Below are 24,469 nucleotides of genomic sequence, written 5' to 3' on the forward strand. Positions count from 1 at the left end.
GCAGGCGGCTTGCGGTGGGCCGTGCCATCGGGTCTGTTGCGCGGGACGACACATGATGGAGCCTGCCGATGCCACCCTGCAACCGAACGCTTGCCCTGGCGCTGCTGTTCCTGGCCGCAGGCACCACGGCGCGGGCCGACCTGACGGCGGATGACGTCTGGCAATCCTGGCGGGATGGCGCGGCGGCTGCCGGGCTGACCGTCGCGGCCGATTCGGCCGCACGCGACGGGGCGGCGCTGCGGCTGGCCGGGGTGTCGGTGCTGCGGGCAGGCGGGCCGCAGGTGAACATCGCCGAGATCGTGCTGACCGAAGGGGCGGATGGCAGCGTCTCTGCCGCATTTCCCGATGCGGTGGCGATGATCCTGTCACCGGAAAACGGCACGGCGGGGTTCAGCCTAGCACAGCAGGGGATGACGCTCATCCTGCGCGAGGGGCAGGCCACCGGCGGGATGGTGTATGACCTGTCGGCCGACCGGCTGGAGGGCACATTCACCGCGAAGGACGGGGATCGCGCGCAAGGCGACGAGTTCATCGTGAACTTCGGGCTGGGCATTCACGGGTTTACCCTGAAGGCCGAGACGACCCCGGGCGAGAAGACGCGCACGCGGGCCGAGATTGTTGCGACGAGCCTCGACTATGATCTGACCATGGCGTCGCAGATCCTCGGCAGCAATTCGGCACAGACCAGTCGCAGCGCGGATGTGACGATCGGGCTGGATCTTTCGGTGCCTGCCACGGCGCCGCTTCTGGCGATGCGGGGCCCCGACGATCTGGCCCGCGCATTGCAGGACGGCATGGCGGCTCGCCTGGATTTCGAACAGGGCGTGACGGTGCAGACCGATGCCACGAAGGACCGCGTGATGGAGTACGACATCCGCATCTCCACGCAGCCCGGAATGTCGGTCGCCACGCTGGACCGGACCGGCATGTCCATCGAAGGAAGCGTTTCGGGCGGCACCGTCGGGGGAACCGTTGGCGGGCTGCCCGAAGGCGGGTTCGATGCGAGCTTCGGGGCGTTTGACCTTCTGTTCCGCATGCCGCTGATCGCCAATTCCGGGCCGGACCCGTTTGCGCTGCGCATGTCATGGGCCGACATCGCGTTGGGCGATGCTGTCTGGGATCTGTTCGACGCCGGCCGCGTGTTCCCGCGCGATGCCGCGTCGTTCGAGATCGACGTCGCGGGCAAGGCCCGGCTTGATCTTCTCGGGCTTGTTGCCGACGATCTGGCCGGGACCGGGCCCGATCCGGCGCGGACGCCGGAAATCCTGTCGCTGGATCTGCACAGCATCGCCCTTTCGCTCGCCGGTGCCGCTGTGGCGGGGCAGGGCGCGTTCACCTTTGCGACAGCCCCGGGCGGGGCGCCCGTGCCGGATGGCCGGATGACAATTGACCTGACCGGCGCCAATGCGCTGCTGGACGGGGCGGTGGCGGCCGGGCTGGCCAGTGCCGACGATGTCGGCGGCGCGCGGATGATGCTTGGCATGTTCATGCGGCCCGGGGCGGGCGATGACAGCCTGACCTCCGAGATCGAGGCACGCCCGGACGGTTCGATCCATGTGAACGGGATGAAGATGCGCTAGGCGCGGTCAATCCGCCGCCTTCACGGGATCGGGCCCCGCGACCTGCGCTGCCAGATCGGCCCTGATGCGCGGGATCACATAGTCGGTGAACAGGCGGATCTTCGGGTCCTTCAGCCGCCGGTGCTGGGTCAGGCAGGTCAGTTGCACGGGCAGGGGCGGCGTTGCCGCCGCCACCGGAACCAGGGCGCCGGACCGCAGGTGGTCGGCCACCTCGAACAGCGGCTTCAGCACGATCCCCCGCCCGTCCAGGGCCCAGGCCGTCAGCACGTCGCCGTCGTCGGATTCGAACGGACCCGCAATCTCGAACCGCCGGGGGCCCTCGGGCGTCACGAGCGTCCACTGGAATTCACGCGCACCCGGAAACCGCAGGTTCAGGCAATCATGCCGGTCGGTCACGAGTGCCGCGCCATCCGCCGGCATGCCCCGCCGCGCGACATAGGCCGGCGCCGCGCAGAGCAGCCGCGGGCAATCGGCGACAAGCCGCATCTTGAGCGTGGAATCCTCCAGCATCCCAAGGTGAAACGCCATGTCCAGCCCCTCGGCCGTGACATCCACGTTGCGGTCTGACAGGCGCAGGCGAATGTCGATCTGGGGATAGAGATCCTTGAAGGCGGGCACATGCGGGGCGACGAAACGGCGGCCGACGCCAAGCGGCGCGGCGACAAAGATCGTGCCGCGCGGGTTCTGGCCGACGTCCATGACCGCGGCTTCGGCCTCCTCGATCGCGTCCAGCACCTTCTGCGCGCCGTCATAGAACAGGCGGCCGTTCTCGGTCGGTTGCAGGCTGCGGGTCGTGCGGTTGAACAGCCGCACGCCCAGGTGCTTTTCAAGTTCGGAGATTCGGGCCGAGGCAACGGCAGCCGAGGTGCGCTGATCCCGCGCGGCCGCACTCATGCTGCCCAATTCGTAGACTCGCACGAACATCCGCAAGGTGGCGACGTAGGACATGGGCCGTCCTTCCGATTATCCGGGCGGGTTTGAAAGTGATCCGGCATTTCAAGGATTACCGCGAAAGTGCGCGCCGGTATAGCCTTGCGGAGAAAGCGGAGGGCTGACGATGTACGACTGGGCCGTGATGTGGGAATGGGTCGAGATCGGGGTGCGGTGGCTGCATGTCATCACGGCCATCGCCTGGATCGGATCGTCGTTCTACTTCATCGCGCTCGATCTCGGGCTGCGCAAGACGCCCAGCCTGCCGCCGCTGGCGCATGGCGAGGAATGGCAGGTTCACGGGGGCGGTTTCTACCACATCCAGAAATATCTGGTTGCCCCCGCGATGATGCCGGAGCACCTGACCTGGTTCAAATGGGAAAGCTATGCCACCTGGCTGTCGGGCTTTGCCATGCTGGTGCTGGTCTACTATCTGGGGGCCGAGCTCTACCTGATCGACCCCAATGTGATGGATCTGGCGGTCTGGCAGGCGGTGGCGATCTCGCTGGCCTCGCTGGCCTTCGGATGGGCGGCCTATGACACGCTGTGCCGGGTGTTCGTCAAGGCGAACCAGACGGTGCTGATGGTCGCGCTGTTCGTCGTGCTGGTGGGGATGGCCTGGTTCTATGCGCAGGTGTTCTCGGGCCGGGCGGCGCTGCTGCACCTGGGGGCCTTTACCGCCACGATCATGTCGGCCAACGTCTTCATGGTGATCATGCCGAACCAGCGGATCGTGGTGGCCGACCTCAAGGCCGGGCGCACGCCCGACGCCAAGTACGGCAAGATCGCCAAGCAGCGCAGCACGCACAACAACTACCTGACGCTGCCGGTGCTGTTCCTCATGCTGTCGAACCACTATCCGCTTGTCTTTGCCACGAAATACAACTGGATCATCGCCAGCCTCGTGTTCCTGATGGGCGTCACCATCCGGCACTGGTTCAACACCAAGCACGCCCGGGCGGGCAACCCGCACTGGACCTGGGGTCTGACCGCGATCCTGTTCCTCGTCATCGCCTGGCTGTCGACGGCGCCGATGCGGGCCACGGCGCCCGACGACGTGTCGGCCCTGCCGCCCGCCGCCGCGCGGATGGCCGCCGCGCCGGGCTTCGAGCATGTGACCGACATCGTGCTGGGCCGCTGTTCGATGTGCCATGCGGCCGAACCGAACTGGGAAGGGATGCTGTGGCCGCCCAAGGGTGTGGTGCTGGAAACCCCCGCGCAGATCGCCACCGAGGCGCGGCGCATCTACATGCAGTCGGGCATCAGCCACGCCATGCCGCCCGGGAACCTCAGCTGGATGGAGGATGACGAACGGGCCGCCATCGTCCGGTGGTTCCGCGCGGGCGGCGCAGGCTAGCCCGTCAGCCTGCGAACCGCCATTCGGTGACCTGTTCCCACGGCTCGCCGGGCCGCAGGATGATCGAGGGAAACCCGGCATTGGCCGGGGCATCCGGCCAGAACTGAGGCTCGAATGCCATGCCCGCCCACGGGCCGTGCAGCCCCTGGGTTGCCCCGCGACCGTCGTAGACCTGAAGGCCCGGCTCGGTCGTGGCCATGCGCATCGCAATGCCGGAGCGCCCGGTGAATTCCAGCACTTCGGTCAGGTCGCGCCTGGCATCGGCCAGGCAGTAGTTGTGATCGAAATCCGGGGCTTGCGGATGCATGAGACGCCCGCGGCGCAGGTCATGGGGCGTACCGCCCACCGGCAGCACCGGGCCCGTCACGCGGCCGTCGGCGTGATGCGCCAGAATCCTGTCAGCGGCGATGCGCAGGCGGTGACCGGCCCAGCCGGGCGATCCGTCGAGGTTCCAGTAGCTGTGACTGGCGAGGTTCATCGGCGTGGGCGCGTCGGTCCCTGCGGTCAGCGTCAGCCGCAGGGTCGCGGGCGCCGCCACGCTGAATGTCGCGCTGATCCGGCGCCTGCCTGGAAAGCCCGCATCGCCCGCCGCAAGGTCCAGCGACAGCGTGGCGCGGTCGGTGTCATGGTCGGCCACATCCCAGACGCGGGCGTGAAGACCGCGTCGGCCGGAATGCAGAAGCGGTGCGGGGTCACCGGCGTCGCCCAGCGGGTGTGTCACGCCGTCGATCACGGCGGATGACCCGCTGATGCGGTTGGCGACCGGGCCGACGATCGCGCCGTGAAACCGCATCGGGCCGGCATAGTCGGCCAGCCTGGCCGAGCCGAGCGTCAGATCATGCGGCACGCCCGCCAGACGCACCGAATTCAGGATTGCGCCGAGGGTCAGCACCCTGACGGTCAGCCCGCCCGCCGCAAGTGTCAGGGCCCGAACCGCCTGCCCGTCCGCCGCCGTGCCGAAATGTTCCGCTGCCTGCATGTCCGCCCCCCGGTTTCCACAGGCGTGCCCGTGGCGGAGGCTCGGGTCAAGCGGTCAGCCGGTCGTCGCCAGACATTCGGTCAGCCCCCGTGCAAGCTGCCGCAGCAGCGCGGCGTAGAGCCCCGGCCCCGGTTCCAGCGACGACCCCTCGGGGTCGAGGACCGGGCCAAGCCGGGTGCCCGTCGCCTCGGCCAGTTGCGCGGCAAGGCGGGGGTCGTGGTTCGCCTCGGGAAAGACGCACAGGGCCGCGCCGTCCTTCAGCCCCGCGCGCAGGTCCGCCAGCCGCTGCGCGCCGGGCGAGGCCGCGTCGCCAAGCGCGATCGACCCTGCCTGCATCAGCCCGAAATGCCCGGTGAAGTAGCCATAGGCGTCGTGGAAGGTCACGAAGGGGCGGTCCTTCACGGGGTCCAGAAGCGCCGCGATTTCCGCTTCCAGCGTCTCGATCGAACCGGCGGCCGTTGCCGCATTGGCGGCGTAAACGTCTGAATTTTCCGGGTCGAGCCGCCCAAGCTCGGCCGCGATCAGGGTCAGCCAGACCTCTGCATTGTGGGGGTCCAGCCAGGCATGGGGGTCAAAGTCGCCATGGTCATGTCCGGCGTGATCGTCGTGGTCATCATGCGCGTGGTCATGGTCGGCATGATCGCCGCCCTCATGCGCGTGCTCCTCGTGGTCATGGCCATGGTCATGGCCGCCATGCGCGTGGTCGTCGTGGTCGTGGTCGTGGTCCTGGTCATGCGCCGCGCCACCGGCACCGAAGGCCTGGCGGTGCGTTCCCGCGGCGTCCAGCAGGCTCAGCACGGTGCCCCTGGTTCCCGTGCCCTCGATCACCCGGGCGAGCCAGGGCGTCATCCCCTCGCCGATCCAGACGACAAGACCGGCATCGGCGACGGCCGTGGCCTGGCTGGGGCGCAGCTGGAAGTCGTGGGCATTGGCGCCCCGGTCCAGCAGCAGCAGGGGTGTGCCAAGGTCGCCCATCACCTGTGCGACCAGCGAGTGCACGGGCGGAATGTCGGTGACGACCTTCGGCACCTCGGCCAGTGCCGTGGTTCCCATCAGGCTGGCCAGCACAACGGATATGGTATAACGCATCGGTCTTGCCTCCGGATCGCAGGATGCGCATCTGATGTATGTAATATCGTAACAGGTCAACCCCCGAAGCGCGAGACCGCCATGACGACCCCGGCCTTCCATGCCCATGATCATGACCATTGCGCCGCCGATGTGCTGGGCCGGGCCGAGGCGATGGTCCAGGCCAAGGGGCTGCGCATGACGCCGGTGCGGCGCCGCGCCCTGGAGATCCTGCTTGAGGAACATCGGGCGATGGGGGCCTATGACGTGCTGCAAAGGCTGGCCGCCGAAGGTTTCGGGCATCAGCCGCCGGTCGCGTATCGGGCGCTGGATTTCCTTGTGGAACATGGGCTTGCGCATCGCATCCGGCGCCTGAACGCATTTGCCGCCTGCATGCATCCGGGCGAGGTGCATGCACCCGTGTTCCTGATCTGCCGGACCTGCGACCAGGTGGCCGAGGCGCCGGGCACTGCCGTGCGCGTGGCGCTGGACGCCGCCGCCGCGACGGCGGGTTTCGTGGTGGAGCGCGCGACGGTCGAGGCGCTTGGCCTTTGCCCGGCCTGCCGGTGAACGTCGGCGTGAGCCTGTTGTCGGCAGAGCGTCTGGGCGTGCGTCTGGGTGGGCGCACGGTGCTGGAAGGTGTCGATTTCCGGCTGGACACCGCTGAGATCGTGACGCTTGTCGGCCCCAATGGATCAGGAAAAAGCACGCTGCTGCGGGCACTTCTGGGGATCGTGCCCGCCTCTGCCGGGCGGGTGGCGCGGATGGCGGGGCTGCGCATCGGCTATGTGCCGCAGCGGCTTGCGATCGACCGGGCGATGCCGCTGACAGCGCTGCGGTTCCTGTCGCTGCCACAGCCGGTTCCGCAGGCCGAGGCGATGGCCGTGCTGGCCCGCACGGGTGTCGCCGATTGCGCCGGGCGGCAGATGACGGCGCTGTCGGGCGGGCAGTTGCAGCGGGTTCTGCTGGCCCGGGCCTTGCTGGGGTCGCCGCAGGTTCTGATGCTGGACGAACCCACGCAAGGCCTTGATCAACCGGGGGAAGCCGCGTTCTACCGGCTGCTTGAAGAGGTTCGCGGCGAAACCGGGGCGGCGGTCCTGCTGGTCAGCCACGATCTGCATGTGGTGATGGCGGCGTCGGACCGGGTGGTCTGCCTGAACGGGCATGTCTGCTGCGAGGGGACGCCGCAGGTGGTGTCGGCGGCGCCGGAGTACAGGGCGCTGTTCGGTCTGGGCACCGGGGGGGCGCTGGCGCTGTACCGGCATGAACACGACCACGGACATGGCCATGACCACGGGCCCGAGCATGGCCATGACCATGCCCATGACGGGCATCGCCAGCATCGCCATGCTTGACGATTTCCTGATCCGGGCAGGGCTGGCGGGGGCCGGGCTGGCGCTGGCGGCAGGGCCGCTGGGCGCGATGGTCGTCTGGCGGCGCATGGCCTATTTCGGGGATGCGACAGCCCATGCCGCTATCCTTGGTGTCGCGATGGCGCTGGCCCTGGGTCTGCCGACCGGCGTGGGCACGCTTTTCGTGGCGCTGGCGATGGCCGGGACGGTGTCGACGCTGGCGGCGAAGGGCTGGGCGATGGATACCACGCTGGGGGTTCTGGCGCATTCGGCGCTGGCCTTCGGGCTGGTGGCGGTCTCGTTCCTGCAGGGGGTGCGGACCGATCTTTCCGCGCTGCTGTTCGGCGACATCCTGGCGGTGTCACGGGGTGACCTGGGCTTTGTCTGGGCCGGGGCGGCGGTGGTGCTGGCGCTGATGGGCTGGCGCTGGCAGCGGATGCTGACGGCGACGGTCAGCGAGGACCTGGCCCATGCCGCAGGCGTGAACCCCGACCGCGAGAGGCTGGTCCTGACACTGGCGCTTGCGGTCGTGGTGGCGGTGGCCATCAAGATCGTGGGGGCCTTGCTGATCGCGGCCATGCTGATCATCCCGGCCGCCGCCGCACGCGGGCTGGCCCGCAGCCCCGAGGCGATGGCGGCCATGGCGGCGGCGATCGGCGTCGCGGCGGTGGCGGGGGGGCTGTTCATGTCGCTGTCCCTCGACACGCCGGCCGGGCCCTCGATCGTGACCGTTGCGGCCGGCATGTTCGCGGTGACCGCCGCGCTGGGCCAGGCGCGGCGCTAGCGAATCGGGGTTAACCGCTGGAACGGCGGGATTTTCCGCGTCTGTCTTGCGTCCCGCGGCCGTCGGTTCCGCGTCGGTTTTCCGTCCCGACAGGCCGCACCGCGCGGCGCCGGTTAACGCAACGCGCGGAGAGGTGCGATGCCGCGCCCGACGCGCGCCATGGCGGCGCGTGCCCGACCCCCGCCCGGCGGTCAGGCTGCCGATGTCGCATTTCGCCGCGAAGGGTCGCCCCGCCTTGCCCGTGCCGGCACCGGCGCGGCACATATGGTGCGTGAAACAGGGGAGTCGGGCCGATGAAAAGCCATGTTCGGGCGCTGGTCGTGGGCGGGGGTGCGGTGGGAACGGGCATCGCCTATCATCTGGCGAAGGCCGGATGGGACACGATGCTGGTCGAGCGCGACGAGCTGACCTCGGGGTCGACCTGGCATGCGGCGGGCCTGCTGCCGCTGTTCAACATGTCCTACGCGACGACCCACATCCACAAGTACAGCGTCGATTTCTACAAGGGGCTGGAGGCCGAAACCGGGCTGAACCCCGGGTTCTATGTGGTGGGCAACCTGCGCATGGCGCAGACCCAGGACCGGATGGACGAATACATGCTGTATTCCTCGGTCGCGGAAACCGCCGGGGTGTACCACGAATTCCTGACCCCGAAGGAGATCGGCGAGCGCTGGCCGCTGGTGCGCAGCGCCGACCTGAAGGGCGCGCTGTTCCATCCGCAGGACGGCTACATCAACCCCGCCGACGTGACGCAGGCCATGGCCAAGGGGGCGCGGCAGCTTGGCGCGCATTTCGAGCGCAAGGTGCAGGTGAACGCCTATCGCTGGACCGGATCGGAATGGGTGGTGACCTGCGAGCGGATGGTCGAGGCGGGCGGGCGGCTGGTGCCGTCGGGCGAGGTGTTCGAGATCACCGCCGAACATGTCGTCACCGCGACGGGCAACCATGCGCAGCGCACGGCGCGGCTGCTGGGCATCCGCATTCCGGCGATTCCGGTCGAACACCAGTACATCGTGACCGAACCCGATCCGGCGCTGGTGGAATGGCGCAAGACGAACCCGCAGCACCCGGTGCTGCGCGATGCCGATGCGAAATGGTATGTCCGCGAGGAGCGGGGGGGCTGGATTCTGGGGCCCTACGAGAAAGGCGCCCCGGCCCGGTTCCTGCACGAGGTGCCCGACAGTTTCCGCGCCGACCTGTTCCCGCTGGACCTGGAGCGGATCGAGGGCGAGTACATGTCGTTCATCCACCGCATCCCCTCGTCGGAGCATGTCGGGCTTAAGGACGACTTCAACGGCCCGATCTGCTATACGCCCGACGGCAACCCGCTGGTCGGGCCCGCGCCGGGGCTGCGCAACATGTGGCTGGCCGAGGGGTTCAGCTTTGGCATCACGGCGGCGGGCGGGACCGGGCACTATCTGGCGCAGGTGATGACGCAGGGCGAGGCCGAGATCGACATGGCGAGCCTCGATCCCAAGCGCTACGGGTCATGGGTGACGACCGAATATGCGGCGCGGAAGAACGAGGAATGCTATGACCACGTGTTCATCCTGCACCACCCCGACGAGGAGCGCGAAGCCTGCCGCCCGCTGCGCACGGCACCGGCCTATGACCGGCAGAAGGCGCTCGGGGCACAGTTCGGGCAGGTGAACGGCTGGGACCGGCCGAACTACTATGGCCCGCGGGACGCGGCGCCCGACTATGACCACCATGCGCGCAGCTTCCGCCGGGCGGCCTGGTGGCCCTTTGCCGAGGCCGAGGCGCGCGCCGTGCGCGAGACCTGCGGGATCATCGACGCGAGCGCCTTCACCAAGCATCTGGTGCGCGGGCCGGGCGCCACCGCCTTCCTCGACCGGTTCACCTGCAACAAGCTGCCGGGGGTGGGACGCATCAACCTGACCTATGCGCTGACCGCGCACGGCACGGTGCGGACCGAGTACACGATCGTCCGGCTTGCAGAAAACGAATATTATCTGATCAGCGCCGGGGCATGGACGGCCTATGACGCGGACTTTCTGCACAAATCCACAGAGGACTTCATCGCCGCGGGCGGTGCCTGGGTGGATATTCACGACGTCACGACTCAATGGGGCGTCTTCGCGCTGGCGGGGCCGGGTTCGCGGGCGCTGCTGAAGGACATCGTGCGCGACCGCGATGCCGGGACGGTGCTGGGGAACAAGCGGTTCCCCTGGCTGTCGTGCCGCGACATCGAACTGGGCATGTGCCCGGTGCGTGCGGTGCGCGTGGCCTATACCGGGGAGCTGGGCTGGGAACTGCATCACCCGGTCGAGATGGGGCGCTACCTGTGGGACCTGATCCTGTCGGCCGGGGCCGCGCACGGGCTGAAGCCGGTGGGCGCGCGGGCGCAGAACTGGCTGCGGCAGGAAAAGAGCTATCGCGCCTTCGGGGCGGAACTGGGCCGCGACGCGACGCCGCTGGAGGGCGGGCTGGACCGGTTCGTGGACCTGGGCAAGGAGTTCACCGGGAAGGCCGCGATGCTGGCCACCGGCATCCGGGCGAAATGCGTGACGGTGCTGATCGACGGGCCGGGCGACACCGATCCCTGGGGCAAGGAGGCGATCCTGCATGACGGCGCCAAGGTGGGCCGCCTGACCTCGGGCGGCTGGTCGGTGGCCTTCGGCAAGCAGATCGGCATGGGCTATGTGCGGCCCGACCTGGCGGCGCCGGGCACGCGGTTGAGCGTACGGATGCTGCGGCAGGAATGGCCCGCCGTGGTGACCGAGGACAGCCCGCACGACCCCGCGAACGCGCGGATCCGGGTGGACGGCTAGGGCGAGCCGCCACCCCCCGGGATTGCCGGGGGGGGGACGCGCGCGGGTGTCGGGATCAGGCGCCGCCCGCCGGCGGCACCTCTCCGGCCTGCATCTCGGCCTTTGCCTGTTCGCCCTCTTTCAGCAGTTGGGCGATACGCTCGCGGTCGGCGGCGACGACCGCACGGACCCGCGCCGGTTCGGAGCCGCCCTTGAAATCGTCATAGAAGGTCACGATCCCATTGGCGTCGCCCATCCGGTTCCGCGCCGATTCAATGAAGCTGTCGAGCGCGCTCGGGTCCTTCTTCAGCTTGGCCTGGCCGAGTTGCGCCTGAAGCGTGGTCACCTTCGACTTCATGTCGGCGACATGCCTGCCCTCGGTCGCCTTGAAGTCTGCCGCCGCCTGCGCAGGCAACGTGCGCACCTTGGCGATTGCCGCCTGTATCTGCGTCTTGATCCCGGGCAGCCGCTTCATCAGGTTTTCCTGGGTGACCATGCCGCGGGTCTGCGCATCCTTGGCGGCGATCAGTTCGGCAGCGTTGTCGGGATTGTCGACCACGAGCGCCAGCTTTGCCTCGGCCGCCTTGGCCGCATCGCGCACCGCGTTGAATTCGGTGGCGATTGAATCGACCTCAGCCTTGGCATTGTCGAAGGGATCGCGTGCGCTGTCGGCCATCGTCGCGCCGGTCTGGCCGTACTTGGCGACAAGCTCGGCCTTGACCTTGTCGAATTCGGCGGTGCCGTCGACGACCATCTTCTTGATCTCGTCGCGCTGGGCGGTTCCGGCTTCATGTGCCTTCTTCCAGGCGTCGATCTCGTTCTTGAGCAGATCGGCGGCCTTCTTGATCTGCTCTTCGGTGGCGGTCTTGGCCTCTTCGATCTTGGCCTGGGCCTCCTTCGTGCCCTCGAGCACCTCTGCCGGGATCTTGCCGCCCTTGGCCTTGGCCTCTTCCTGTTTCTTCAGAAGCTCTTCAAGCTTCTTCTTCAGGTCCGAGATCATGCCGTTGCGCAGGCCGGACATGCCCGTGCCAGCCTGCTTCGCGATGGACTCGGCATCCGAGACCAGTGCCGTGGCCTCGTCGATCTTGCCCTTGACGAAATCCTCGGCGGCCTTCTTGGCGGCAAGGATCGCGTCCAGCGCGCTTTTCTCGCCCGCGGCCAGTTCGCCGGCCTTGGCTTCGGCAGCCTTGGCCTTGCCGTCCAGTTCCTCGACCTTTGGCGTCACCGGATCATCCGACAGATCCGGCACGATCTTCTCGACCGCATCCTTCACCAGATCGCCCAGCCGCCCGATGCCCTCGCCGATATCCGACACGATGTTGCCGATCGCGTCGGTCGCCGCCGTACCCTCGCCGCGCAGCGCCTTGAGAGCGTCGATCGGCGCCTTCGCGGCATCCGCGAACACGCCGATCTCGGTGGGCAGACCCACGAATTCGGTCTCGGGCGCGGTGGGCTTGCCGAACAGGTCCTTCAGCCGTTCGGCCAGATCGGTGACCTCGGTCTTCTTCTGCTCGGCAAGGGTCTGGATTTCCTGCTTCTTGCCGGTCAGCGCCGTCTCGATCTGGGCCTTGGTCTTTTCGACCTCGGCGATGATCTGGCCGACGGCCTTTTCGGCCTCGCTCTTCTTGGCCTCGGCGGCCTGTTTCGCCTCTTCGAACAGGCTGCCGCCAAAGCCGAGCGCGGTGTCGATGATCGGCCCGAACATGCCGCCAAGCCCGGTTCCGGCCTTGCGGGCCTCCTCGAGCGCCTTGACCGCGACTTCGCCGGTCACACCGGCGATCTGGCTCGCCTTGTCCAGATAGGGCTTGGCCAGATCCTCGGCTTCCTGCTTCAGCCGGTCGCGTTCCGCCTGGGCAGCCTGAACCGCCGCCGTCGATGCCTGCCCGAAATCGGTGATGGCGGCCTCGACGCCCGACTTGGCGGTCGTCATCGCCTCGACCCCGGCGGCCAGCAGGCCGGAGGCCGATTTCACCTTGCCCTCGCTGACCCGGTCGATGAAGCCGGTGGCGGCACGCGAGATCGCGCCGGTCAGGGCCTGCACGCCGCTTTGCGTTTCGGTCAGCGCCTCGCCCGCCTTGGCGTTGTGCTCTCCGACCTTCTCGATGCCCGACTTGACCATATCGCGCTTGGCGGCGAGCATCTTCTCGACAAAGCTGCCGCCCTGCGCGACGATCTTCTCGAAGGCCTGTTCCTGGGCCTCCCAGCCCTTCTTGACCATCTCGTAGGCCTGTTGCGCGGCGTCATACTTGGCCTTCTCGGCCTCGTAGAGCGCCTTGCCGCCCTCGGCGATCTTCTGCGCGGCGGCGGTGACGGCACCGATGGCGGTCTCGACCATCTGTTGCGTCTGGGATTTCTTGTCGGTGAAGATGCTGATCAGCGCATCGCCGATGGCACCTGCGCCGGGAACGGCGATACGGGCCATGGTTTCCATTGTCTTGGCCGCCGCCTTGGCCTGGTCGACGATCGTGTCGATGATGCCTTCGGCAACCTGACCCGCTGCCTGGCCGACCTTTGCCTTGATGTCCTGAACGACGGTTTCGGCCTCGGCCTCCTTTTCCTTGTTGTGGTTCTTGGCCTCCTCAAGAGCCTTGGCAAGCAGCTCCTGCGCCTCGCCGCGGGCCGTCTGCGCCCGGACATAGGCATCACGGGCCTTCGCGGCCGCTGCATCGGCCTTGGCGCGGGCGGCCTCGGCGGCCTGCACCTTGCCCTGGGTCGCCTGGACGCCCGAGGCATCGCGCGTGCCCTGCGCGGTGCTTTGCGCCTCCATTGCGGCGGCCTCGGCCTCGGCCGAGGCGGCGCGGGCTTCCTCGAGCGCCTGCTTGCACTCCTCTGCCGCGGCCTTGGCTTTGTCGAATGCGGCCTTCACCTCGGCGGCACGTTCCGGGCCGACCTGGTCAAGACCTTCCATGTGGTAGGTTTCGGCCTCGGCCATCGACTGTTCGGCTGCGGCCTGGGAACGGGCCGCGCTTTCGCGTGCGGCCTCGGCCCCGGATGAGGCGGCGCTGGCACCCTGGGCCACGCGCAGCGCCTCGGCCTGTGCCGCCTTGGCGCGCGCCTCCTCGTCCGCGTCGGCGCCCGTGCCGGAACCGCCACCTGCGCCGGGATTGGCGCCGCCGCTGCTGCCGCCGCTGCCGCCACCGGCGCTGCCGCTGCCCGGATTGGCGCCGCCGCTGCTGCCGCCGCTGCCGCCACCGGCGCTGCCGCTGCCCGGATTGGCGCCGCCGCTGCTGCCGCCGCTGCCGCCACCGGCGCTGCCCCTGCCGGGATTGGCGCCGCCGCTGCTGCCGCCGCTGCCGCTGCCGGAACCGCCGCCGCTGCCGGCGCCGGGCGCCTGGCCGTTGTCGCCGTTGGTGTCGCCCAGGTCCTCGAGCGCGTTCTCGATGAACTTGTCGATCACCGTCAGGACGCCCTTGGCCTTCTTGCGGTCACCCGACTTCAGGACCGTTTCCATCATCTTCAGCAGCTTGGCGGCCTGGCCCGAAAGGGCGGCATCGCCAGTCTCGATCAGGGTCTCGAGGATCGGCTGCTGTTCTTCCCAGCGGGCGTCGAAATCATCCTTGTCGTCACCCTTGCCGCCCTTGTTGCCCTTGCCGCCCTCTTCCTCCTCGGGCGCTGCGCCGCCCTTGGGCGGTTTCGCGCCGCCCGCCTTGCCCCCCTCGCCGCCCCCCTCGCCGCCGCCCTCGTCGCCGCCGGCCGAGCCGCCGCCGCCCCTGCGCCTGCCGCCGTCGTCATCCGGCCCGGCATCGGCGCCCTTTTCGCCCACGGCATCCTTCAGGCGGCGTTCGACCTCATCAAGGTGGTCACTGGCCTGTTCCAGATCGCCCGTCTTGATCCCGTCGCGCGCCCGCACGATCAGGTCATCCAGCACATCGGCCACGTCGCCCACGACCTCGGCCAGCTTGGCCAGCGTCGATTCCAGCTTGTCGGCCCGCGCGGTCAGCACCTCGACGGCAAGTTCCTGCTTTTCTTCCTTGTCGGGTTCGCCGCCGCCGCTGCCCGGGCGCCGCGTCTTGGTGGCCGACCCGCCCGGTGCAATGATCTCGTCGATATCGTCGTCGTCGCCGTCATCGTCGCTTTCGCCCAGTTCCACGCCGCCGGGCAGCAGGATGCGGGGCTTGAACTTCATGAAGCCTTCGTTCTTCAGCAGGACCTTGAGCTTTTTCGTCATGCTGCCCGGGACCTTGTCGGTCTCGCATTCGAAGCGCAGCTCGCCCGATTCCAGCGTCACCTTGCCGAAGGCGCCCTTCGACGTGCCCGCCTGCTTCTTCGCCTGCTTGCCCAGAACCTCGGGGTTCTTGCGCTTGTGCGCCGCGATCAGCACCGGGTTGTCCTTGTCGCCGGTGAAATACATGCCGAAGTTCATCGTGCCGGACTTCAGCTTCCGGAACACCTCCTCGAGGGGCATGAACGGGCTCTCGCCGTCGTCCTCGTCGCCACCCTTGCCTTTATTTCCCTTGCCCTTCAAAGCCATGGCCCGGCACTCCCAGAAACGGCGCGGCGCTTGGGCCGCAGTGAATCAAACGACTTGCAGGGTCAATAATCGGCCCCGATATATGGCTAGCATGACAGCCGACCTTACGTAAACGGAATTTGCAGGGATGCGCGGCGGTCAGCGCGCGCGGGCGGCAAGCCAGGCGGCCCAGTCGGCGCGCGAACCTTCGTAGACGTTCAGATCGACCTTGCCGGTGATCCCGGGCACACGGCCGGTGCCGGAGTATTGCCAGAAGGTCCAGTGACGACCGCCGAACACGTCCTGCGGGTGCCCGGCGACCGAGCGCAGCCAGAACTCGTAGGGTCCCAGCCGCCACATCTCGTTGTCGCGGTAGAAGTCGACGGGGGAGTAGATGATCGGCCGCTGGCCGTAGTGACGCTCCACAAGGTCGAGAAAGACCCGCGCCTCGGCGCGGACGGTCTCGGCCGGGGGGCGGATGCGGCAGGTCGGGGAATGCGGCGTCCATTCCATGTCGAGCACCGGCGGCAGACCGCCCCGGGGGACGTGGCGGATGAACCAGCGGGCCTGTTCGGCCGCCGGACGGCAGTGATACCAGAAATGATAGCCGCCGACCGGCACGCCGGCCGCCCGGGCCGCGCGGCGGTTCGCATCCCACAGGGGGTCGACCAGGTCCCCGCCCTCGGTGGCCTTGAGGAAGGCGAAGTTGACGCCGTTCGCCCGTGCCGTCGGCCAGTCGACCACGCCCTGCCAGCGCGAGATGTCGATGCCGTGGACCGGATAGCTCTGCGGCGCGCGGCCCGCCCAGGGATGCGGATCGTCATCGCCGAAGTTCGGGGGCGTCACCGTGACTGCGGGCGGCGTCCGGTCTGGCGCCCGGGGCGCGGGCGCCCCGCATGCGACGAGCAGCAGGACGGCCAGGGTCGACAGGAGGGGCGGACAGATGCGCATGGCGCCATCCTGCCGTGCCGCGGCGCGCCTGTCACCCCCGGGTCGGCGACCATGGGCGATCAGGCACCAATTGTGCGATATCTACAGGAACTGCAGGCCATGACCCGGAATTTTTGGCTGCCCGGCCTGTGGACAGATTGCGTTGCTGCATGATGCCGCTTCACCAGGCATCACGCCTGCGGCGCGGTGAATTCGTCCCAGGCGGCCAGCGCATGCGCCGCATACATCACCGCCGGACCGCCGCCCATCTGCACAGCCATCGCCAGCACCGCCGCCACCTCGTCGCGCGTCGCGCCCGCCTTGGCCAGTGCCTCGACATGGAAGACGATGCAGGGTTCGCAGCGCAGGCCGACGGCGATTCCAAGCGCCACATATTCCCGTTCCTTGACCGACAGGGGCCCCTCGTCCTTGGCGGCCCGCGAGAGTTCGGCAAAGCCCGCCATGGTCAGCGGCAGCGTGCGGTTCAGGATGCGAAGTTCGCCGCGCATCGCGCCGGCCTTGTCACGATAGGTCATGGGACGTCTCCGGAATGTTTCCCGGGCGCGCATCGCATGGCTTGGGGCTGGCGACGCTGATCCAGATCAGTTGGCGGCCGGAAGCCCGCGTTCCCTGCGGATGGTTGCGCCCCCGGTCCGGCGGAGGCACAAAGGCGCCATGGCCCGCGCCCCCGCCACCGTCTTCACCTGCACCGCCTGCGGCGCCGTCCATGCGAAATGGGCGGGCCGCTGCGACGCCTGCGGCGGGTGGAACACCATCGTCGAGGAAGCGCCGCTGTCGGCGGGCCCGCGCGGTCCCACGGCACGCGGCAAGGGCATCGTGCTGTCCGACCTGTCGACGGCCGAACCCCCGCCGCCGCGCCTGCAGTCGGGGATTGCCGAGCTTGACCGGGTGCTGGGTGGCGGGCTGGTGCCGGCATCCGCCATCCTGGTGGGCGGCGATCCCGGGATCGGGAAATCGACGCTGCTGTTGCAGGCGGCGGCGGCCTTTGCCCGCAGCGGCCAGACCTGTCTTTACGTCTCGGGCGAGGAGGCGGCGGCGCAGGTGCGGATGCGGGCGGCGCGGCTGGGCCTGTCGGATGCGCCGCTGCGGCTGGGCGCCGAGACGGCCCTGCGCGACATCCTGACGACACTGGATGCGGAGCGGCCCGCGCTGGCGGTGATCGATTCGATCCAGACCATGTGGCTCGACACGGTCGAGGCCGCGCCGGGATCCGTGGCGCAGGTGCGCGCGGCGGCGCATGAACTGGTGACCTTTGCCAAGCGGCGGGGCGTGGCGGTGGTGCTGGTGGGCCATGTCACCAAGGACGGCCAGATCGCCGGGCCGCGCGTGGTCGAGCACATGGTCGATTGCGTGCTGTATTTCGAGGGCGAGCGCGGCCACCAGTTCCGCATCCTGCGCGCGGTCAAGAACCGCTTTGGCCCGGCCGACGAGATCGGGGTGTTCGAGATGACGGGCGCGGGACTGGCCGAGGTGGCCAACCCGTCGGCCCTGTTCCTGTCGGAACGTGGCGCGCCCGTCGCGGGTTCGGCGGTCTTTGCGGGGATCGAGGGCACGCGGCCGCTGCTGGCCGAAATTCAGGCCCTGGTGGCGCCCTCGCCGCTGGGCACCCCCCGGCGCACGGTGGTGGGGCTGGACGGTGGGCGGCTGTCGACGATCCTCGCGGTGCTCGAGGCGCGCTGCGGGATCCCCTTTGCCGGACTCGACGTGTTCCTGAACGTCGCGGGCGGGCTGCGGGTGACGGAGCCGGCGGCGGATCTGGCGGTGGCGGCCGCGCTGCTTTCGGCACGCGAGGACGTGGCATTGCCGCGTGACATGGTGTTTTTCGGCGAAATCAGCCTGTCGGGCGCGCTGCGCCCGGTGGCGCAGACGGAAAACCGGTTGAAAGAGGCGGCGAAACTTGGTTTCTCACAGGCCGTGGCGCCCGCGCGCCCGCGCGGCGATGCATCGGGCATCGCGGTGCGGGACATGCCCGACCTGACGACCTTCACGGGCCAGATGTTCGGGGCGGGCTGAACGGCAAGGGGCGCGGGCCAGAGACGCCCCGGAACAGGAGCGAGGGAATGGAAGGCTTTACGCTGGTCGATGGTGTGGTCGCCCTCGTCATCGTGTTGTCGGCGGTGCTGGCCTATTCGCGGGGGCTGGTGCGGGAAGCGCTCGCGATCCTCGGGTGGATCGGCGCGGCCGTGGTGGCCTACATGTTCGCGGCTGCCGCACAGCCGCTGATCAAGGAGTTGCCGGTGATCGGCGATTTCCTGGCCGACAGTTGCGAACTGTCGATCATCGCGGCCTTCGCGGCGGTCTTTGCCCTGGGCCTGGTCGTCGCGTCGCTGTTCGCGCCGCTGATGTCGGGGCTGGTGCAGCGGTCGATCCTGGGCGGGCTGGACCAGGGCCTGGGGTTCCTGTTCGGCGTGCTGCGGGGCATCGTGCTGGTTGCCGTGGCCTTCATCGTCTATGACCGCGCGGTCTCGGCCAACACCATCCCGATGGTGGACAACTCGCGGTCGGCCAAGGTTTTTGCCAGCTTCCAGTCGAACATCGACGAAAACATTCCCGACGATGCGCCGGGCTGGATCGTGGCGCGCTACGAGGAACTGACCGGCGTTTGCGCCGCTCCGGCGGCGCCTGTCGCCCCCTCGACCCCGGCCCCCGCCGCGCCGTGAGCGACGACACCGCGCGTTCGGCCGCGCAGATCCAGCATCACCGGGCTGCCGGGCTGGCCACCGGGGCGCCGCTGGCGCCCCCGATCCACACCGGCGTGACCTTTCACCTGCCCGAGGTGGCGGGTGCGCCGCATGTCTACGGACGGAACGGCCAGCCGACCTGGGACGAGGTCGAGGCGCAGCTTGGCCTGCTGGAAGGCGCACCCTGCGTGGCGTTCCCGTCCGGCATGGCGGCGATTTCCGCGGCGCTGTTCGCCACACTGGGCGCCGGCGCGCGCGTCGTGGTTCCGTCGGACGGCTACTATGTCACGCGGGTTCTGGCGCGGGAGTTCCTGGCGCGGTTCGGTGTATCGGTTGCCGAACTGCCGACGCGGGACTATGCGACGGCCGATTTCGCGGGTGTCGCGGTGGTCTATCTGGAAACTCCGTCCAACCCGGGGCTCGATCTGGTGGATATCGCGGATGTCGCCCAGAGGGCACATGCCGCCGGGGCGGTGGTGATCGCGGACAACACGACGATGACACCGCTGTTGCAGCGCCCGCTTGATCTGGGGGCCGACCTGGTGGTGGCGGCCGATACCAAGGCACCGGCGGGGCATGCCGACGTGCTGTTCGGGCACGTGGCGGGGCGCGAAGCGGGGCTGATGGCGCGGGTGCGCGACTGGCGTCGGCTGTCGGGCGCGGTGCCGGGCCCGTTCGAGGCCTGGCTGGTGCATCGCGGGATCGAGACGCTGGAGGTGCGGCTGGCCCGCATGTGCGAGACTGCGGGCATCATCGCCGGGCGTCTGGCGGGGCATCCGCGGGTCCGGGGGCTGCGCTATCCAGGTCTGCCGGGCGACCCGGCGCATCGGCTGGCACGTCGGCAGATGGCGGGTTTCGGTTTTCTGATCGGGTTCGAGCTGGAGGGCGAGGCCGAGGCCGAGACCTTCCTGTCCGCCTGTCCGCTGATCGCGCAGACCACGAGCTTCGGATCGACCCATACATCGGGCGAACGCCGTGCCCGCTGGGGCGACCCGGTGGCGCCGGGCTTCATCCGGCTGTCGGTCGGATGCGAGCCTGTCGAGGTGCTGTGGTCGGCCATCGCCGATGCGCTTGCCCCGGTGGGCGCCTGACGCCGGTCAGCGCCGGGCCGCGGGCCCGTGTCCCTGTGCCGCGGCCAGCGACAGCAGCAGCGAGCCGATCACGCAGCCGGTGAACAGGTGCAGGCCCCAGCCGAAGGTGATGGTTCCGCCGTCGATCCCCTTGAACAGCGCCGCATAGACCGCGATCAGGAACACGTCGGCCATGGCGAAACGCCCGATGTGCCACAGCACGGCCTCGACACGGGGCGACATCAGGCGCAGCAGCAGCAGCCCGGTGCCCAGAACCTTGACCGTGGGCGCCACGATGGCCGCAAAGGTCAGCAGCAGCCCCAGTGCCGCATCCTCGGCCCAGACGGATTGCAGCGTGGTGATCAGCGACAGGTCCGTGCCCCCGGCCCAGAAGGCCAGCCGGACCTTCACCGTCATCAGCGGCGCGAACCAGGCGACCGGGAACAGCACCGCCAGCAGGGCGGTCAGCGCGAGCAGGGCAGGGCGGGGCATGGGCGGCTCCGTTCGGCGGCCTGCCCGATGTGAGGGGCGGCGGACGCCGCGTCAATCCCGCCGCGCGGCCGAGGCCATGGCAGGCGGCAGGCCCAGCGGCACCACATTCGCATCGCGCGGGTCGTCGAGTTCATAGCCCAGCATCGGCAGCAGTTCGCGCAGGTCGGCCTCCAGCCGCTTGACCTGCGTGTGGTTCTTCCGCTCTTCCGCCTCGATGTCGGTCAGCCAGCGGCGCAGCTCGTCGCAGATCGACCGGGCCAGCGACAGCCGTTCGGCCATCCGCGCGGTTTCTTCCTGACGCTGGCGCAGGAAGGTGCGGGCGCGTTCCACCCGGTCGGCGGAATAGACCCGGGCGAGGTCGCGGCTCTGGTGGCTCATCTGTGCGGCGATGGTCAGCAGTTCGGGTTCCAGGTCGGCGAGGTCGGGGTGCCGGCGCAGGTGCTCCATCCGCTGCCGCAGCGAATCGAATTCCGAGGACAGCGCAAAGACCGACCGCCGGTCGGCGGCATGGGCGATCTCGTAGGCGCGGCGCACATCCTCGACCGACAGCACGAAACTGCGGTGCCCGGCCTCAAGCCTGGCCATGCGGGCATTGGCGGGCAGCCAGAGGCACAGCATCAGCAGCAGCGCGGTCAGCCCCACCTGCAGCCACATCCCCGCCTGCGGCACATAGACACCGCCCCAGCGCAGCGACATCTCGGGCCAGGGCAGGAACCCCAGCGCGGCCGCCGCCGTGGCGCCCAGCGCCGCCAGCGCCGCGATCACCAGAAGCGCCTGCGCGGCCGATTGCATTCCTCGCTGCGCCTGCCGAACGAACGGCCCCAGTCCTGACATCATGTCCCGTTGCCCCCCGGCCCGACAGTTCCCCGAACGTGCCGCAAGGCACGGAGAAGGCAACGAAAATCGTCAGGCTGGGGGCGATTGTGGCATGCCGGGCGTGAAATGGCGCGCCATTGTTTCGCCGCTGGAAACGGTTGGCAACCCGGGGTTGCGAATGTTGTGCGGTCCTGCACCTCCGGCAGTCAGCCGCCCGGCAGCGCCTGCCCCGCCAGCACCAGCCAGAGCAGGGCGCAGGCCCCGATTCCCAGCACCGGCGCCGGTCCCGCCCCCGGGGTGCCGCGCAGGCGCCACAGGCAAATCGCGGCGGCGGCCAGGATCAGCGTGGCGCCCAGGAACACCTGTCCCTCGCCCGGCGCAACCGCCCGGGCCCGAAGCGCCCGCAGACCCAGCGGCGCCACCGCCATGCCCAGAAGCACGGCCATCAGCGCCCCCGCCCGACCGGCGCGGCCATCGGCCGACAGCGCCGCGATGGCTGTCCATGCCATGCCCAGGATCGCCGCCGCCCCCGCGCCCGCCGCCAGAACCCCCAGCGCCATCGGCGACAGCATCGCGCTATCGCACCGCCGCGATGGGCCCTTCGGCCCGGCCATGGATGAACTGCTGCACATAGGGATCGGGCGTGGCGTCCATCCCGGTCACCGGGCCGGTCCACTGGACGACCCCGCCATGCAACATCGCCACATGGTCGGCGATGGCCCGCACCGATGACATGTCATGCGTGATGGTCATGGCGGTCGCGCCCATCTCGGTCACGATCTCGCGGATCAGCGCGTTGATGACGCCCGACATGATCGGATCGAGACCGGTGGTCGGCTCGTCGAAGAAGATGATCTCGGGGTTCGCGGCAATGGCGCGGGCAAGGCCCACGCGCTTCTGCATGCCGCCCGACAGTTCGGCGGGAAACTGGTCTGCCACGGCCTCGGTCAGGCCCACGCGGCGCAGTTTCTCGATCGCCACGGCGCGCGCCTCGGCCTTGGGCAGGCGTCCCTTGCCGCGCATCAGCCGGAAGGCCACGTTCTCCCACACGCGCAGCGAATCGAACAGCGCCCCGCCCTGGAACAGCATTCCGAACCGGGCAAGGAAGGCGTCGCGGTCGCCCGCCGTCACATCCTGCCCGTCCAGCGTGATGCTGCCCGCGTCGGGGCGGACCAGCCCGAGGATGCATTTCAGCAGCACCGACTTGCCGGTGCCGGACCCGCCGATGATCACGGTCGAGGTGCCCGATGCGATGGTCAGGTCCACCCCCCGCAGAACGCGGTTGGACCCGAACGCCTTGTGAACCCCGCGCAGCTCGATCATGCGGAAAAGAACGCTTCGGTCAGGATGTAGTTGGCGGCCAGGATCAGCACCGAGGCGGCCACCACGGCGGATTTTGTGGCAGCGCCGACGCCCTGCGCGCCCCGGCCCGAATGCATCCCGTGGTAGCACCCCATCAGCGCCACCAGGAAGCCGAACACCGCGCCCTTCACCAGCCCCGAGCCGACATCCCAGAACTCCAGGAAATCCGCCGTGTTCTTGATGTAGGCGGCAGAGTTGAAGTCCAGCCGCGTGATGCCCACCAGCCAGCCGCCCATGATGCCGATGGCATCGCCCACCGCCACCAGAACCGGCACCGACAGCGTCGCCGCCAGAACCCGCGGCACCACCAGGTATTTCACCGGGTCGGTCGACAGCGTCGTGAGCGCGTCGATCTGTTCCGTCACCTTCATGGTGCCGATCTCGGCCGCGATGGACGAGGCGACCCGCGCCGCCACCATCAGCCCGCCCAGCACCGGCCCCAGTTCCCGTGCCATGCCGATGGCAACGATCGAGGGCACCACCGATTCCGCATTGAACCGTGCGCCGCCCGCGTAGATCTGCAGCGCCAGCGCCCCGCCGGTAAAGAGCGCCGTCATCCCGACCACCGGCAGCGACAGCCAACCGATCGCCATCAGCGCATGGCCGAACTCGCGCAGGTAGAACGGCGGGCGCACCATGTGCCCCACGGCGCGGCCGGCAAAGATCGCCACGCGGCCCACGGCGGCCAGCGCCTGCAGCACCGCGCGCCCCAACGCGGCCAGCGGCTGCGTCAGCGTCACGCCGCACCCTCGACATAGCGGCGGGCATAGCGCGGACCAAGCGAGGTGAGAATCTCGTAGCCAATGGTCTCGCCGGCCTCGGCGAGATCGTCCACCGTCTGATGCGGCCCGAGGATCTCCAGCGCGCGCGGAACGTCCGGCAGATGCGTGACATCGACGGCGATCAGGTCCATCGACACCCGCCCCGCCACCGGGCAGGGCTCGTCGCCCGCCCAGAGCACCGCGCGATGCGACAGTGCCCGCATCAGGCCATCGGCATAGCCGCCCGACACCGTGGCGATGCGGGTCTCGGCCTCGGCCACGAAGGTGCAGCCATAGCCCACCGCCTCGCCCGGGGCGAGGTCGCGCAGCTGCACCACCGGAAGCGACAGGCCCGCCACCCGTGCCGCGCCCTCGAAGGGCAGGCCGCCATACAGGCCGATGCCGGGGCGCGTCAGGTCGAAGTGATAGCGGGCGCCCAGCAGGATGCCACCCGTCGCGGCCAGCGACCGTGGCAGGTCGGTGCCGTCGGTCATGGCATGGAAGGCCGCAAGCTGTTCGGCGTTCATCGGGTGGTCGGGTTCGTCCGCGCAGGCCAGATGCGACATCAGCATCTCGGGGCCGGCATCCAGCACGAAGGCCGCCGCCGCCTCCCATTCCGCCGGTTCCATCCCCAGGCGGTTCATCCCCGTGTCCAGCTGGATTCCGAACGGATGGCCGGGCAGGGATTCGAGATGCCGCGTGATCTGCTCGATCGAGTTCAGCATCGGCGTCAGGTCGAGATCGCCGATCATTTCGGTGTCCCCGGCCATGTGGCCCGAGAAGATGCAGATCTGCGGCCCGGGCCCCAGGGCCTGCCGGACTGCCGCGCCTTCCTCGGCAACGGCCACGAAGAACCGCCGCGCACCCGCCTGCGCCAGCGCGCGCGCGACGCGGGCGGCGCCCAGACCATAGGCGTCGGCCTTCACCACGGCGCCGGTCTGGGTGCCGGAGGACGACATGCGGTCCAGCGCGCGCCAGTTGGCGGCGATGGCGTCAAGATCAATGGAAAGCGTGCCGGTTGCCATGCCGCCCTCTTTGCCGCCGCCGCGTCCGGGGTTCAAGCGG

General features: G+C 69.2%; 21 protein-coding genes. 9 read left to right on the forward strand and 12 right to left on the reverse strand.

What is annotated here, in order from left to right; genetic code table 11:
* The first annotated feature begins 68 nt into the window (after positions 1-68).
* Entirely contained in the window at positions 69-1,580 is a 1,512-nt protein-coding gene (locus tag KF887_07695; protein QYK42969.1) for a hypothetical protein, read from the forward strand.
* Between the two features lie 6 nt (positions 1,581-1,586).
* On the opposite strand, the gene KF887_07700 is transcribed toward KF887_07695, so the two are convergent.
* Entirely contained in the window at positions 1,587-2,528 is a 942-nt protein-coding gene (locus tag KF887_07700; GenBank protein ID QYK42970.1) for a LysR family transcriptional regulator, read from the reverse strand.
* A gap of 109 nt (positions 2,529-2,637) precedes the next feature.
* Here KF887_07700 and KF887_07705 point away from each other — a divergent pair, with 109 nt between their 5' ends.
* Positions 2,638-3,867 (forward strand): urate hydroxylase PuuD, encoded by a 1,230-nt coding sequence (locus KF887_07705; GenBank protein ID QYK42971.1) that lies wholly within the window; start codon positions 2,638-2,640, stop codon positions 3,865-3,867.
* A 4-nt stretch (positions 3,868-3,871) separates the two neighbouring features.
* Here KF887_07705 and KF887_07710 read toward each other — a convergent pair whose 3' ends face one another.
* Entirely contained in the window at positions 3,872-4,846 is a 975-nt protein-coding gene (locus KF887_07710) for a galactose mutarotase (GenBank protein QYK42972.1), read from the reverse strand.
* A gap of 54 nt (positions 4,847-4,900) precedes the next feature.
* Positions 4,901-5,935 (reverse strand): zinc ABC transporter substrate-binding protein, encoded by a 1,035-nt coding sequence (locus KF887_07715; protein QYK42973.1) that lies wholly within the window; start codon positions 5,933-5,935, stop codon positions 4,901-4,903.
* Positions 5,936-6,016: 81 nt separating this feature from the next.
* On the opposite strand from KF887_07715, the gene KF887_07720 reads away from it, so the two are divergent.
* From KF887_07720 to KF887_07735, 4 genes are all read left to right on the forward strand, one after another.
* The gene (locus KF887_07720) at positions 6,017-6,484 is read left to right on the forward strand and encodes a transcriptional repressor (protein QYK42974.1); all 468 of its coding nucleotides are present in this window, start codon (positions 6,017-6,019) and stop codon (positions 6,482-6,484) included.
* An 8-nt stretch (positions 6,485-6,492) separates the two neighbouring features.
* Positions 6,493-7,269 (forward strand): metal ABC transporter ATP-binding protein, encoded by a 777-nt coding sequence (locus KF887_07725; GenBank protein ID QYK42975.1) that lies wholly within the window; start codon positions 6,493-6,495, stop codon positions 7,267-7,269.
* Positions 7,262-8,050, forward strand: a complete 789-nt coding sequence (locus KF887_07730) for a metal ABC transporter permease (GenBank protein QYK43484.1) — start codon at positions 7,262-7,264, stop codon at positions 8,048-8,050. Before KF887_07725 ends, KF887_07730 begins: the two co-directional genes overlap by 8 nt.
* 293 nt (positions 8,051-8,343) lie before the next feature.
* Entirely contained in the window at positions 8,344-10,842 is a 2,499-nt protein-coding gene (locus KF887_07735; GenBank protein QYK42976.1) for an FAD-dependent oxidoreductase, read from the forward strand.
* Positions 10,843-10,897: 55 nt separating this feature from the next.
* Here KF887_07735 and KF887_07740 read toward each other — a convergent pair whose 3' ends face one another.
* From KF887_07740 to KF887_07750, 3 genes are all read right to left on the reverse strand, one after another.
* Positions 10,898-15,292 carry a hypothetical protein gene (locus KF887_07740; protein QYK42977.1) on the reverse strand — a complete coding sequence of 1,465 codons (4,395 nt, stop codon included), beginning with the start codon at positions 15,290-15,292 and terminating at the stop codon, positions 10,898-10,900.
* 138 nt (positions 15,293-15,430) lie between these two features.
* Positions 15,431-16,222, reverse strand: coding sequence for a glycoside hydrolase family 25 protein (locus KF887_07745; protein QYK42978.1), 792 nt, complete (start codon positions 16,220-16,222; stop codon positions 15,431-15,433).
* Positions 16,223-16,392: 170 nt separating this feature from the next.
* A complete protein-coding gene (locus KF887_07750) occupies positions 16,393-16,737 on the reverse strand; it encodes a carboxymuconolactone decarboxylase family protein (GenBank protein QYK42979.1) in 345 nt (114 codons plus the stop codon).
* Between the two features lie 139 nt (positions 16,738-16,876).
* Here KF887_07750 and radA point away from each other — a divergent pair, with 139 nt between their 5' ends.
* From radA to KF887_07765, 3 genes are read left to right on the forward strand one after another with little or no spacing between them, the layout of a single operon-like run.
* Positions 16,877-18,235 carry a DNA repair protein RadA gene (gene radA / locus KF887_07755; GenBank protein ID QYK42980.1) on the forward strand — a complete coding sequence of 453 codons (1,359 nt, stop codon included), beginning with the start codon at positions 16,877-16,879 and terminating at the stop codon, positions 18,233-18,235.
* 47 nt (positions 18,236-18,282) lie between these two features.
* Complete coding sequence (locus KF887_07760) at positions 18,283-18,882, forward strand: CvpA family protein (GenBank protein QYK42981.1); 600 nt, start codon at positions 18,283-18,285, stop codon at positions 18,880-18,882.
* Entirely contained in the window at positions 18,879-19,994 is a 1,116-nt protein-coding gene (locus KF887_07765) for a cystathionine gamma-lyase (protein ID QYK42982.1), read from the forward strand. The genes KF887_07760 and KF887_07765 overlap by 4 nt, the downstream gene beginning before the upstream one ends.
* A 6-nt stretch (positions 19,995-20,000) precedes the next feature.
* Here the strand turns inward: KF887_07765 and KF887_07770 are convergent, their stop codons facing one another.
* The 6 genes from KF887_07770 to alr all read right to left on the reverse strand — a co-directional run bounded on the left by KF887_07770 (position 20,001) and on the right by alr (position 24,429).
* On the reverse strand, positions 20,001-20,465 hold the full coding sequence (locus tag KF887_07770) for a paraquat-inducible protein A (GenBank protein ID QYK42983.1): 465 nt from the start codon (positions 20,463-20,465) through the stop codon (positions 20,001-20,003).
* A gap of 51 nt (positions 20,466-20,516) precedes the next feature.
* On the reverse strand, positions 20,517-21,257 hold the full coding sequence (locus KF887_07775; protein ID QYK42984.1) for a DNA repair protein: 741 nt from the start codon (positions 21,255-21,257) through the stop codon (positions 20,517-20,519).
* 230 nt (positions 21,258-21,487) lie between these two features.
* Complete coding sequence (locus KF887_07780; protein QYK42985.1) at positions 21,488-21,853, reverse strand: hypothetical protein; 366 nt, start codon at positions 21,851-21,853, stop codon at positions 21,488-21,490.
* 4 nt (positions 21,854-21,857) lie between these two features.
* Positions 21,858-22,604, reverse strand: coding sequence for an ATP-binding cassette domain-containing protein (locus KF887_07785; GenBank protein ID QYK42986.1), 747 nt, complete (start codon positions 22,602-22,604; stop codon positions 21,858-21,860).
* Positions 22,601-23,383 carry an ABC transporter permease gene (locus KF887_07790; protein QYK42987.1) on the reverse strand — a complete coding sequence of 261 codons (783 nt, stop codon included), beginning with the start codon at positions 23,381-23,383 and terminating at the stop codon, positions 22,601-22,603. The genes KF887_07785 and KF887_07790 overlap by 4 nt, the downstream gene beginning before the upstream one ends.
* Entirely contained in the window at positions 23,380-24,429 is a 1,050-nt protein-coding gene (gene alr / locus KF887_07795) for an alanine racemase (GenBank protein QYK42988.1), read from the reverse strand. The genes KF887_07790 and alr overlap by 4 nt, the downstream gene beginning before the upstream one ends.
* Positions 24,430-24,469: the final 40 nt, after the last annotated feature.

This window comes from Paracoccaceae bacterium (assembly GCA_019454225.1).
In the GTDB taxonomy this organism is placed as follows: Bacteria; Pseudomonadota; Alphaproteobacteria; order Rhodobacterales; family Rhodobacteraceae.